The organism is Halobaculum sp. MBLA0147, from assembly GCF_041361345.1.
Classification (GTDB): Archaea; Halobacteriota; Halobacteria; order Halobacteriales; family Haloferacaceae; genus JAHENP01.
This window is the reverse complement of sequence record NZ_JBGKAD010000001.1, coordinates 123,288-135,300: the sequence shown is the minus strand read 5'-3', so window position 1 is coordinate 135,300 and position 12,013 is coordinate 123,288. Positions and strand designations below refer to the sequence as shown.

Annotated in this window: 10 protein-coding genes and 1 pseudogene; 3 read left to right on the top strand and 8 right to left on the bottom strand. The window is 68.5% G+C overall.

What is annotated here, in order from left to right:
- The first annotated feature begins 52 nt into the window (after window positions 1-52).
- Complete coding sequence (locus RYH80_RS00685) at window positions 53-559, top strand: bifunctional nuclease family protein (protein WP_370901936.1); 507 nt, start codon at window positions 53-55, stop codon at window positions 557-559.
- Window positions 560-644: 85 nt separating this feature from the next.
- Complete coding sequence (locus RYH80_RS00680) at window positions 645-1,064, top strand: DUF7346 family protein (RefSeq protein WP_370901935.1); 420 nt, start codon at window positions 645-647, stop codon at window positions 1,062-1,064.
- Between the two features lie 88 nt (window positions 1,065-1,152).
- On the opposite strand, the gene rad50 is transcribed toward RYH80_RS00680, so the two are convergent.
- The 4 genes from rad50 to RYH80_RS00660 form a co-directional block, all read right to left on the bottom strand.
- The gene (gene rad50, locus RYH80_RS00675; RefSeq protein ID WP_370901934.1) at window positions 1,153-3,852 is read right to left on the bottom strand and encodes a DNA double-strand break repair ATPase Rad50; all 2,700 of its coding nucleotides are present in this window, start codon (window positions 3,850-3,852) and stop codon (window positions 1,153-1,155) included.
- Window positions 3,849-5,234 carry a DNA double-strand break repair protein Mre11 gene (gene mre11 / locus RYH80_RS00670; RefSeq protein ID WP_370901933.1) on the bottom strand — a complete coding sequence of 462 codons (1,386 nt, stop codon included), beginning with the start codon at window positions 5,232-5,234 and terminating at the stop codon, window positions 3,849-3,851. Before mre11 ends, rad50 begins: the two co-directional genes overlap by 4 nt.
- Complete coding sequence (locus tag RYH80_RS00665) at window positions 5,231-5,680, bottom strand: DUF7966 family protein (protein ID WP_370901932.1); 450 nt, start codon at window positions 5,678-5,680, stop codon at window positions 5,231-5,233. The genes mre11 and RYH80_RS00665 overlap by 4 nt, the downstream gene beginning before the upstream one ends.
- 269 nt (window positions 5,681-5,949) lie before the next feature.
- Window positions 5,950-6,213 carry a winged helix-turn-helix transcriptional regulator gene (locus RYH80_RS00660; protein WP_370901931.1) on the bottom strand — a complete coding sequence of 88 codons (264 nt, stop codon included), beginning with the start codon at window positions 6,211-6,213 and terminating at the stop codon, window positions 5,950-5,952.
- A 138-nt stretch (window positions 6,214-6,351) separates the two neighbouring features.
- On the opposite strand from RYH80_RS00660, the gene pan1 reads away from it, so the two are divergent.
- Entirely contained in the window at window positions 6,352-7,569 is a 1,218-nt protein-coding gene (gene pan1, locus RYH80_RS00655; protein ID WP_370901930.1) for a proteasome-activating nucleotidase Pan1, read from the top strand.
- A 100-nt stretch (window positions 7,570-7,669) separates the two neighbouring features.
- Here pan1 and RYH80_RS00650 read toward each other — a convergent pair whose 3' ends face one another.
- From RYH80_RS00650 to RYH80_RS00635, 4 genes and pseudogenes are all read right to left on the bottom strand, one after another.
- Window positions 7,670-7,798: a hypothetical protein gene (locus tag RYH80_RS00650; RefSeq protein ID WP_370901929.1), complete on the bottom strand. Its 129-nt coding sequence runs from the start codon at window positions 7,796-7,798 to the stop codon at window positions 7,670-7,672.
- A gap of 24 nt (window positions 7,799-7,822) precedes the next feature.
- Window positions 7,823-8,836 (bottom strand): PLP-dependent cysteine synthase family protein, encoded by a 1,014-nt coding sequence (locus RYH80_RS00645; RefSeq protein WP_370901928.1) that lies wholly within the window; start codon window positions 8,834-8,836, stop codon window positions 7,823-7,825.
- 192 nt (window positions 8,837-9,028) lie between these two features.
- A complete protein-coding gene (locus RYH80_RS00640) occupies window positions 9,029-11,314 on the bottom strand; it encodes an amino acid permease (protein ID WP_370901927.1) in 2,286 nt (761 codons plus the stop codon).
- 86 nt (window positions 11,315-11,400) lie between these two features.
- A pseudogene (locus tag RYH80_RS00635) lies at window positions 11,401-11,823 on the bottom strand (universal stress protein); the annotation flags it as partial.
- Window positions 11,824-12,013: the final 190 nt, after the last annotated feature.

Genomic DNA, 12,013 nt, shown 5'->3' with positions numbered 1-12,013 from the left:
ACACGGTGACCGGCGGCGGCACCTATTCGTACCCCCCGTTCCAACGACCGGTATGGAACACGAGGCCGAGATCGCCGGGATCGGCGTGGGAGTGGGGCCGGACGGCGACGAAGTGCCCGCGGTGATCCTCCGTGCGCGGTCGGAACTCCTCCCCATCTTCGTCACGCGCGACCAGGCGAACGCGATCCGACTCGGCCTCACCGATCGGGTGTTCGAGCGTCCCCTCACCCACGACCTCCTCGTCGAGATGGTGACGGAGTTCGGCGGGGCGGTCGACGGCGTCCGTATCGACGACTTGACCGACGGCACCTTCTACGCCAAGGTCGACGCGGAAGTGTACGAGAGCGGGCAGCCTCGCGAGTTCGTCTTCGACGCGCGGCCCAGCGACGCCATCGCCGTCGCGATCCGCTTCGAGTGTCCGATCCAGATCGCCGACGAGGTGCTCGACACTGCGGGACAACCGCCGGAGTCCATCGAGATGGACGAACCCGACGCCGACGCCTTCCCACACAGTCCCGGCGACGACGACCGCGACGAGTCGGACTTCCGGTACAGCTGATCCACGGTCGGACCACCGCTTCGCCCGCTCGACTGTTCGGGTCGCGACCGACACGGACTTTCGCTCGCGGCCCGAACCCACTGGTGTGCAGACACTCGTCGACGACGACGGGCGCCGCTACGTGTTGGTGAAGCGATCCGACGAGTCCAGTCTGGTCCGCGACCCCGAGACGGGCGAGGAGACGTACCGCCCCAACGACGCGTTGACGCCCGTCGACGACACGTCGGCGTTGGAGGCTGCGGCGGCCGGACTCGACGACGCGACCCGGCGTGCCGTCCTCGCGTGTCCCGACGACCGAGCGCTGGGGCTGCTCGTCGAAGTTGTGGACCGCGGGCCGACGGCCGCCGAGACGCTCACCGACGCCTACGATCTCTGTGAGTCGGACCTCCACGGGATTCTCGGGGAGTTCCGCGCCGCGGGACTGGTGACCGAGACGACAGTCGCCGGCGTGCCGGGGTACGAGCCGACCGCCGACGCGCGCCGTGTCGTCGATCGCCTGCGGTGATCGTCGGCCCCGTCGTCGTCCGAACGCCGCGTTCCGTCCTCGTCGGGGTCCGCCCGAACTCCGTGCCCTCTCCCGGAGACGCCCGTCGTCAGTCGTCCGACGGCGTCGCCTCGCGCACCTCGGCCAGCGAGGCGTCCGCGACCCGCTCGGCCGTCGAGCGGTTCGTGGTCGGGTTCTTCTCGACGCGCAGCAGGTCGTCGGCCGCGCCGACGAGTTCGTCGTCGTGGGAGACGATGACGATCTGTGCCACCCCGAACCCGCGCATCTGTTCGACGAGGTCGACTAGTCGCGAGACGTGGCCGTCGTCCAAGAACACCGTCGGCTCGTCGAGGATCAACGGCGGCGTCGGCGCCGCGCCCTCGACACCCTCCGCGAGGAGCCGGTAGATCCCACAGCGGAGCGAGAGGTTGAACAGCGCCCGCTCGCCGCCGGACAGTTGATCGGGGGCCAGCGGCTCGCCGTCCTTCTGGTACACCGTGAGTTCGTACTGGCCGTCGAGTTCGATGTGCGAGTAGGCGTCGTTGCCGTACACCAACTCGAACGTCTCGTTGAGTCGCGCCTCCAGACTCTCCACGTTCTGCTGGCGGAGGTCCGCCCTGAGGTCGCCGTAGGTGGTCTCCAACTCTGCGGTCTCCTCGCGGAGGCGTTCGAGGGCGTCGACCCGCTCGGCGACGTGGTCGCGGCGATCGCGGAGATCCTCGAGTTCGTCGAGTTCGTTCTGGATGCGTCCGATCTCGGTCGTGATCTCGTCGCGTCGCGTGTCGAGTTCGTCGAGTTTCTCGGTCACGCGTTCGACGTAGTCGTCGGCCCGCGAGAAGTCGTCGCGTGCCTGCTCGACTCGTGACTCGTCGACACCCGCGGCGAGTTCGTCGCGTCGCTCCCGCTTGTCCGCCAGCGTGTCGCGCCGCTCGTCGTTCAACTGCTCGAGACTGTCGCGTCTCTCGGAGAGCCGTTCGATCTCCGACTGGACGTTCGCCCGTTCCTCGCGGAGGTCGTCGACACGGTCCAGCCGCTCTCGGGCCTCCGTGATCTCCTGTATCTCCGCGTTGATCGAGGCGATCCGCTCGCGGGCGTCCTCGGCGTCGGTGTCGGCCGCTGCGGCGCTCTCGCGCTTCTCGGTCGCCTCCGTTGCCAACTCGTCTGCCTCCTCTCGGAGGCGTTCGATCCGGTCCTCGGTATCTTCGATGTCGGCCTCGGTGCTCTCGATCTCGCTGTCGAGGAGGTCAAGCGTGTTCGACACGTTGTCTAGGTCACTCTCCACCTCGCGGAGAGTCTCGGCCCGATCGAGTCTCGTCTCGAGCGCCTCGCGCTCGTCGCGCAGGTCGGCGAGGTCGGCTTCCAACGTCGTGACCCGCTCGCGTTCCTCCGCGAGCGAGTCGACGTGTGGTGACCCCTCGACGGACTGGCCACACTCCGGACACTTCCCCGCCTCTCGGAGGTCCTCACCGCGCTCGACTGCCTCGCGTGTCGTGTTCAGCTCCGTCCGCACGTCCTCGATCTCTCCGCGGACCGTCGAGAGGTCCGACTGCACCTCCTCGCGGTACGCGCTCGCCCCGCCGACGCTCACCGGCGCGTCCTCGAACTCCGCGCGGAGTCGCTCGCGCTCGTCGCGCTTCGCCTCGCGTCGCTCACGGAGTTCCTCGAGTTCCGAACGGGCCTCCGCGAGGTCGCTCTCCGTCTCGTCGGCACGCTCTCGCTTCCGTTCGGCACGCTCTTCGAGGTCTACGGCCGTCTCGCGGAGGGTCTCGGCACGGTTCTCCGCGCTCGTCACGTCGTCGCGAGCCTCCAGAAGGTCCTCCCGGAAGTCGGACTCCCGTTCCTCCAGTTCCGCGCGCCGTGCAGCCACCGCCTCCTCGTCGGCGTCGTCCACCTCCGTCTCGGCGAGCGCGTCGTCGAGGTCGTCGGCGAGAGAGGTCTTCCGGTCGCGGAGTGACGCGACCTCCTCGGTCACCTCCTCGCGTTCGGACTCCGTCGTCCGGATCTTCGTCTCGAGGTCGTCGATCTCGGTCTCGAGATCGGCGAGCTCTGCGCGCTTCTCCTCGTACTCGTCGAGGATCGACTGGGCCTGCTCGCGTGTCTCTTCGGCCTTCTCCTTCTCCGTCTCGTACTGGTCGATCTGGTCGTCGACCTCGGTCAGCTTCGACTCGGCGGCGTTCAGCTGCTCGTGGAGGTCCTTCGCCTCCTTCGCCCCGACCTGGTCGTCGAGTCCCTCGAGGTTCCCACGCTGCTCGCCGAGGACGTCCTCGACGCCGAGCCGCGCCTCCCCCGCTCGGTCGCGGTACTCCTCCAACTTGCCGAGTTGGAGGAGGTCGTCGATCATGTCCTGGCGCGTGCTCGGCGTCGCCTCGATGAGTTTGTTCACCTCGCCCTGCTTGACGTACGCGCAGTTGACGAACGCCTCGGCGTCCATCCGTAGCAACTCGGCGACGAACGTCTCCACGTCGGTCGCGCCGTCGCGGATGATCTCGCCGTCGTCGGCCGTCGCGAGCGTACAGGTCGCGGTCTGCGCCTGGTCGCCGTACGTCCGGAGCTCGCGGGTGAGGTGGTACGACTCACCCGCGTGCGTGAACCACAGTTCCACGTCCGTCTCCGTGCCGCCGTTGGTGATCACGTCCTCGAGCGTCCCGTCGAGGGCGGCGGAGCCGTACAGCGCGAAGAAACACGCCTCCAACAGCGAGGACTTCCCGCTGCCGTTGAGCCCGTGGATGACGGTCACTCCCTCGGAGAGGCGAACGTCTGCGTCCCCGTACGGCTTGAAGTTCCGGAGTCTGATACGGTCGAACTTCACGTCAGGTCCTCCATCGTGATCTGTTGGGTGTCGTCCGTGTCGTCGTCCGAGTCGGTCGTGTCGTCGGTGCTCGTCTCACTCGTGTCGTCGGCGGTGGTGTCACTCGTCTCGTCTGTGTCGTCCGTGTCTGCGCCGCCCGTATCACTCTCCTCCGAGTCGTCCCGTTCGTCGGTGTCGGTCTCCTCGCCGCTCGCCCCGTCGTCCTCACCCGTCTCCCCACCCGGTTCGTCGGTCTCGTCTCCCGATTCGAACGACGCGGTGCGGTCGACGGCGTCGAGCAGGTTCTCGTCGCCGTCCGCGTCGAGTCGCTCCCGGACGCGACGTGTCACCCGCTCGCGGACGTTGCTGTCGGTGACACCGTCGTCGCGGACCAGGTCGTCCACCTCGCGTGCGGGCTCCGAGAGCCCCATCTCCGAGAGTCGCTCGCGGACAGCCTCGTCCGGGTCGGCGAACTCGACGGACACCTCCGCCGTCGACTCCACCTCGCGGCGGTCTCTCACCCGCGCGATCAGTGCCCCCTCGTCGACGGCGAACGACTCCACTTCGGCGGGGGTCACCGGCTCGCCCTCGCCGGTGATCTCGACGATCACGACCGCGTCCGTCAGGTCGTACTCCCGGAGTCGGTCGCGGACGCGCTCGGTCCCCTCGCCCGCGCCCAACTCCGCCTCCACGAAGACGAACTCGCGTGTCTCCAGTGTTCGGCGGCGTACGTCGACCGTCTCGTCGAAGGTCACGAGGTTGTAGCCGCGTGGGTCCCGCTCCGTGGCGCTTGCACGCTCCGTCGACCCGCAGTAGGTGACCCAGGTGTCGCGCACCTGCGCCTGGTCGGGTTCGTGATTGTCTCCGAGCAGGACGGCGTCGAAGTCGACGGTCGCCTCCTCGAGCACCGTCTCCGTGTCCCACTCGCCGTGTGCGAACGGGGTGAACAGGCCGTGTGCGACGAGCGCCGCGCTGTCGGCGTCGTGTGGCGCGAACTCGTAGGTCAGGTCGTCGCGTCGTGACTCGGGGACGTGGTCGAGTCCGTAGAAGGCCGTGTCCCCGACGACGATCGGTTCGTCCCCCAGTCGCGTCGCCAGGCCGAGCGACTCGAAGAGGTCGAGCCACTGGCCGCCACGTGTCGACTCGTGGTTGCCGACGACGGCGAGGAACGGGACGCCGGCGGCGTCGAGTTCGCGCAGTGCGGACAGTACACCAAGCAGGTCCGGTAGCTCCGGCCGCCGGTCGTGGAAGAGGTCGCCGGCGTGGACCACCGCGTCCACCTCCGCCTCGACGGCGTCCGTCACCACCCGTTCGAACGCCTCGCGGAAGTCCTCGCGGCGCTCCGGCGAGTGGTACTGCCGGTACCCCACGTGTGTGTCCCCGGTGTGGACGACTCGTGTCACGTCTGTGGTCCCTTCGCGCGCCTCCCCCCTGAGTCGTTCGGTGCCGTCGTGTCGCCGACCGCTCGCCGGAGGCGCTCGAAGACGACGAGTGCGGCAGCCGCCCGAACCGGTGGCGGTCGGGAGTCGTCTCGCAGCAGTGTCGTCGCGGACACCTCGTCGAGCGGCGGGGACCCTGCCGACGCCCCGGCGATCTGCCGGAGTCGGTCGAGGCCACCGCGGCGACGGAACTGCGCGGCACGGTCGAGTCGGTCGACGGCCGCCGTCGCGCTCGCGAGTGTCGTATCGGGGTCCGGTGGGGTGTCTCTCCCCGTCGCCAACACGTCCAACACGCGGCGTGTGGTCGTCCGAGGGGAACTGCTCGTCGTCTGCTCCGCGTCCGACTCTCCGCTCTGCGGAGTCGTCTCTCCCGTCTCTCTCGTCTCTCTCGTCCGTGTCTGGTCGAGCACGGAGAGAGTGGTCGCGGGTTCGTACTTGAACCTTCGCCGCCCCGGGCTCCCGCCAGTCCCCCGGGCCAGCGAACTCGGGGGAGACCCAGACGCCTGCCGGTCGAGGACGAGTCACGACCCTGTCGAGAGCCCCAGTCGGGGACGACGAACTCACTCGACTACGACGACGGCGAGAACGGGAGGCGACTTCGACTACGACGACGGCGAGAACGGGAGGCGACTTCGACTACGACGACGACAGTTCGGCTACGGTGGAGTCGGCGATGCGGTTACAGCGACAGCGTGTACAGTCGCTTGCGAGCGTCGGCGAAGGAGAACCGCGACTCCACGGCGTCGGCGTCCTCCAGCCGCGAGAGGGCGTACCGGACTGTCCGTGGCGGCAACAGCGTCTCCTCGGCGATCTGGCTCTGCGAGAGCGTGTCTTCGTACTCCAGTACCTTCGCGACGAGCTTCGCGCTCGGCGGCAACTCCGCGACCGCGTCCCAACCGGTCTCGCTCGTCTCCTCGGCCACTGCAGACTCTGAGGCACTCATCGTACACCGAGTCAGGGTATGCCAGAACATAATACTTACCATCCCTCTCGATTACTCTCGGGCATCGAAGAGGGCAGCGAGGGTGACGGTGTCCCCGGCACCCGAAGCCTCTTGTCCGTCAGTCGCCTATCGCTGGCAATGACCGACACGGTGGAGGGAGTCGACCTCCCGTACGACGAGGAGGCTTCCCGGCAGGAGAAGATCGAGGCGTTGCGCGAGCGGTTGGACGCACTGGAGTCACAGAACGAGGAGATGCGCGACCGGCTGCTCGACGCCAACGCGGAGAACAACAAGTACCAGCAGAAGCTGGAGCGGCTCACCCACGAGAACAAGAAGCTCAAACAGTCGCCGCTGTTCGTCGCGACCGTCCAGGAGCTCACCGACGAGGGGGTCGTCATCAAACAGCACGGCAACAACCAGGAGGCGCTCACCGAGGTCACCGACGAGATGCGCGAGGACCTGGAGCCGGACGACCGCGTCGCGGTGAACAACTCGCTGTCGGTGGTCAAGCGGCTGGAGAACGAGACGGACGTGCGGGCACGCGTGATGCAGGTCGACCACTCGCCGGAGGTGAACTACGAGGACATCGGCGGGCTCGACGAGCAGATGACGGAGGTACGCGAGACCGTCGAGATGCCGCTGAAGAACCCGGAGATGTTCGACGACGTGGGCATCCAGCCCCCGAGCGGCGTCTTACTCCACGGCCCGCCGGGGACGGGGAAGACGATGCTGGCGAAGGCCGTCGCGAACCAGACGGACGCGACGTTCATCAAGATGGCCGGCTCGGAGCTGGTCCACAAGTTCATCGGCGAGGGGGCCAAGTTGGTGCGTGACCTCTTCGAGGTGGCCCGCGAGAACGAGCCCGCCGTCCTGTTCGTCGACGAGATCGACGCCATCGCCTCCAAGCGGACGGACTCGAAGACCTCCGGGGACGCGGAGGTCCAGCGGACGATGATGCAGCTACTCTCGGAGATGGACGGGTTCGACGAGCGGGGCGACATCCGGATCATCGCCGCGACGAACCGGTTCGACATGCTCGACTCGGCGATCCTCCGCCCGGGCCGGTTCGACCGCCTCATCGAAGTGCCGAAGCCGGACGAGGAGGGCCGGGAGTTGATCTTCCAGATCCACACGCGGGACATGCAGACCGCCGAGGACGTGGACTACGCGGAACTCGCGGAGATGGCGACGGACGCCTCCGGGGCCGACATCAAGGCCATCTGTACGGAGGCGGGGATGTTCGCCATCCGCGACGACCGGACGGAGATCCGCATGGGTGACTTCCGCGAGGCGTGGGAGAAGATCCAAGACACCGACACGGACGCGGAAGCCGGCGACGCCGTCGCGTTCGCCTGAGCGGGCGACCGCGCGACGCTGTTCTCCGAGGAGAGGACTTCGACGACGGGGCCCGACGCGGAGTGTCGACTCCCGTGTGAGGTCAACGCGACCGAACCGGTCACAGCGCCGAGAACACGAGGTACGGCAGGCCGAAGAGGAGGACTGTCATCACGAGCAGGATCAGGCCGTAGCCGCCGAACGTCGCGAGTGCGGCGCGCAGCGACTCGTGGTCGTACTCCGAGAGCACACTGTCCCGTGGTGGCTCCGTCGTCTAAGCCGTGTCGGTGTGCTCGTCGCCGCCGGACTCCTCGCGGTCGTTGGCGGCGAACATCCCCGTCGACATGTACCGCTCGCCGGAGTCCCAGTAGACTGTGAGGACGAGCGGGTCCTCGCCGGCCGTGCCGGCGTCCGCGCGCGGCTCCCAGCCGTCGAGTGCGATCGGGTCGTACTCCGGCGACTCACCGGCCGCGAACCGCTCGGCGACCCGGCGAGCCGCGAGGTTCGACGCACCCGACGACTGCCCGACGAGGATCCCCTCCTCGCGAGCGAGACGGCGGCACTCCGCCTCCGCAGCCTCCAGGTCCACTCGGAGCACGCCGTCGAGCAGGTCCGTGTCGAGGTTCCCGCTGACGAACCCCGGGCCCATCCCCTGGTAGGCGTCGTCGCCGGGTGCATCGCCGGAGAGGACCGCGTTCTCGGCGGGCTCGACGGCGACCACGTCCACCTCGGGGAACGACCCGCGGAGCCGTCGTCCGATCCCGGTGATCGTCCCGCCGGTGCCGACGCCACACACCAGCGCGTCCGGACGACGGCCGTCCAGCTGCTCGAGGATCTCGGGGCCGGTCGTCTCGTAGTGCGCCTGCGGGTTCGCGCCGTTCTCGAACTGGTGGAGCTGCACCATCCCCTGTCGTTCCAGTTCGTCGGCGCGCTCGCGGGCGTCGGAGATGTCCCCGTCGACGAGTTCCACGTCCGCGCCGTAGGCACGGATCAGTCGTCGCCGCTCGGCGCTCTTCGAGTCCGGCATCACGACGGTGGCGTCGTACCCCTTCGCGGCCGCGACGACGGCGATGCCGACGCCGGTGTTGCCGGAGGTGGGTTCGACGATGGCGTCGCCCGGCGTCAGTTCGCCGGCAGCCTCGGCCGCCTCGATCATCGCCCGCGCCGGGCGGTCCTTCGCGGAGCCACCCGGGTTCCGACTCTCCAACTTCGCGGCGACCGTGGCACCCGGCGGGCCGTCGACGCGCACCAACGGCGAGCCGATGGTGTCCAGCACGGAGTCGTCCATACCCGAGATACTACGGGAGTACTTAATTCCTCGTCGCCGTCGGCAACGTGTCTGGCGACCGCGACGCACTGCCGTCGCCGGTGGACGACCGCGGTCCTCGTGAGCGAGCGCACAACAGAGCGTCGGCCCCACTGGAGGCGTCTCGGCACCGAGCGTGAGCGCCCGCCAGTGAGAGACCGCGAGTCGCCGCGGTCAGCCGAACAGTCGCTCGCGTAACGACCGCCCGGTCGGGCGTTCGGCGAGGACGACCGAACAGTCGAGGTTCTCGGCCACGTCGATCACGGCGGAGCCGTCGACGATCCGCGAGAGGAGCCCGCGCTCCGTCGCGCCGAGCAACACCATCGTCGCGTCGCGGGCAGCCCGCTCGATTGCCGCCTCCGTGTCGCCGGTCTCGACGCGGATGTTCACGTCCGAGAGGCCGTGGTCGCGGGCCCAGTCGTCCATGAACGCCACGCCGCGGTCCTCGTCGTCCGCGACGTGCAACAGGGTCACCTCCGAGTCGTACTCGCGCCGGAGGATCGACGCCAACTCCGCCGAGAGGTCCGACTCCGGCCCACCGGCGGTGGGCAACAGGACGTGTTCGGGGTCGAACCCGCGATCGCGCAGCGCCAGGAAGTCACACGGCAGGTCCGCACCCAACTCGGAGGTGCGCGACTCCAGCCGCCCGCTCCCGCCGTGTGCCTCTGGATCCCACCCCATCACGACCAGATCCGAGTCGTGGGTGCGAGCGGCGTCGAAGATCTCCTCGTAACCGCGGTGGGAGACGATCGTGTGTGTCTCCACCTCGACGCCGAACGTCTCCGCGTCCGTGCGAGCGTCGTCCAAGACGGCGTGGTACTCCTCCTCGAACTCCTCCAGGTGGTCGCTGGCGTACTCCAGGGAGGTCTGGTCCGGCACCGTGATCACGTGGACGGCGTCGACGACGCCGCCACGCTGTTTCGCGACGGCGCTGGCGAGGGTGATGAGGTCGCGTTCCGTCTCCGGGTTCGCCAGCGGGACCAGCACGCGGTACTGGCCGCCGTCGGGTTGGACGGACTTCGCCGCCGAGACGGCTGGGTCCGGCACCTCGTCGGCGTTCGAGAGGATGTACTGACTCAGGATGCCCGTCTTGTCCGCCTTCCCGCGGGCGTAGAGGAAGTACCACACGACACCGCCGCCGACGAACACCAACGAGAGGGCGATCTCGATCGGCTTCATGAACGCGATCAGTCCGAAGGAGGTGATCGCGCCGAGGATCGGGACGATTGGGTACAGCGGGACGGTCCAGTCGGGATCGTACTCCTCGGCCTCGGACTCTCGCATCACGATCAACGCGAGGTTCAACATCCCGTAGACGATCAGGTGGAGGACGCTCCCGGCCTTCGCGAGCGTCTTCACGTCGCCGACGACGATGAACCCGAGGATCAGCCCGCCGGTGACGGCGATGCTGCGGTACGGCGTCGCGAACCGTGGGTGGACCTCGCTGAGTTTCGACGTGATCAGTCGGTCACGCCCCATCGCGAAGTTGATCCGCGAGGACGCGAGGATCGACGCGTTCGCCGAAGACGCGGTCGCGAGCAGCCCCGCGAACGTCAACAGCGCCACCCCGAACGCGGCCAGCCCGACCGTTCCGAAGGCGATCTCGGCCACGTCCAACACCGGCGTGGTCGTGAAGTCGGGCCCCAACTGTCGCCAGTTGACGACGCCCATCAACACGACCATGATCACGGCGTACATCGCGGTGACGATCAGGACGCTCCCGATCACCGCCAACGGGAGGTTCCGACCGGGGTTCTTCAACTCCTCCGCGACGGTGGTGATCTTGGCGAACCCGAGGAAGGAGACGAACACCAGCCCGGTCGCCGGGAGTACCGCCGTCGCCCCGCCGGTCTCGCTCGGGAAGAACGGCATCAGCGTCGACACGTCCGCCTGCAGGAACCCGAGCACCGAGAACGCGGTGAGGATCGCGACGAGGACCGTGACGATGACGATCTGGATACTCCCCGTCTCCTTGGCGCCGACGTAGTTGACCGTGATGAAGACGGTGCCGGCCAACAGCGCGCCGACCTGGAACTCGCTCAGCCCGAACGGCCCCAGCGAGAGGCCGGCGATCGCGAGCGTCCCGAGCGAGGGAGCGGGCATCGGGAGGAACGTCGCGAGGTACTCCCCGAACCCGAGCGTGTAGAAGGCGCTCGCGAAGGCGAGTCCCATCCAGTTCCCCCAGCCGGCTATGGAGCCGAACAGCGGTCCGAGCGCGTGGTTCACGTAGTAGTAGCTCCCGCCGGCCTTCGGCATCGCGGTCCCCAACTCGGAGGCGGACATCGCCGTGAGCAGCGAGATCCCGCCGCCGATCACGAACGAGAGCGCGACCGCCGGACCGGCCGCCGCGGCCGCCTGTCCGGGCAGGACGAAGATTCCCGCGCCGATCATCGTCCCGACACCGATGGTGAGCGCCGACAGCAACCCGAGGTCCTTCGCGAGTTCCTCGTCGTCGCTCACGCGGTCTCACCTCCCGGCTCCGCCGAGTCGTCGTCGGACGCCTCGGTAGCGCTGGCCGTGTCTGTCGAACTCGCCTCCGTCGCGGCGGTCGCCGGCAACGCGATCACGGGGAGTGGCGCCTCGGTCGCCAGCTGGAGCGTCCGGTCGCCGGAGAGGAACTGGACGAGTCGGCTCCCGCCACGCGACTGGAAGGCGATCGCGGTCGCGTCGACCGCGTCGGCCGTCTCGAAGATCGTCTCGACCACGTCGGCGCCGTACGCGGTGTGGTCGTCGGCCTCGGGGAACACTCGTCGAACTGCCGCGTAGGCGTCCTCTGCCACCCGTTCGGACTGTTCGACCGGGGTCTTGTCGGGGACGCCGCCGCCCTTCTCGACGACGTGGGTCGCCGTCACGTGCTCGGGGTCGTACGGTGCCAACGCACGTGCGGTGGCGTCGGCGTCCGCCTCGTCGGCCACCGGGACGAGGACGTGCCTCAGTAGTGACTCGTGGGTCTCGCCCGAGGATGTCATGTGCGGGTACACTCACGTCGCCGGTATAAGCGCCGCGACTCGCCGGACGGACCGACACGGTCGTGGACGGTGGACCGGAGAGCTACCCTGCGTGGTCGTAGACTGCAGTTCACCGGACGCCCCGACCGGTCGTAGACTGCAGTTCGCCGGACCCCCCGACTCGGTCGCGGACGGGGAACCGCGCCGCGAC

Bases quoted from the DNA above. Each gene is read 5' to 3' on its own strand.
- RYH80_RS00645 (WP_370901928.1), bottom strand. From the start codon at position 8,836: ATGGACGACTCCGTGCTGGACACCATCGGCTCGCCGTTGGTGCGCGTC.
- RYH80_RS00685 (WP_370901936.1), top strand. From the start codon at position 53: ATGGAACACGAGGCCGAGATCGCCGGGATCGGCGTGGGAGTGGGGCCG.
- pan1 (WP_370901930.1), top strand. From the start codon at position 6,352: ATGACCGACACGGTGGAGGGAGTCGACCTCCCGTACGACGAGGAGGCT.
- RYH80_RS00660 (WP_370901931.1), bottom strand. From the start codon at position 6,213: ATGAGTGCCTCAGAGTCTGCAGTGGCCGAGGAGACGAGCGAGACCGGT.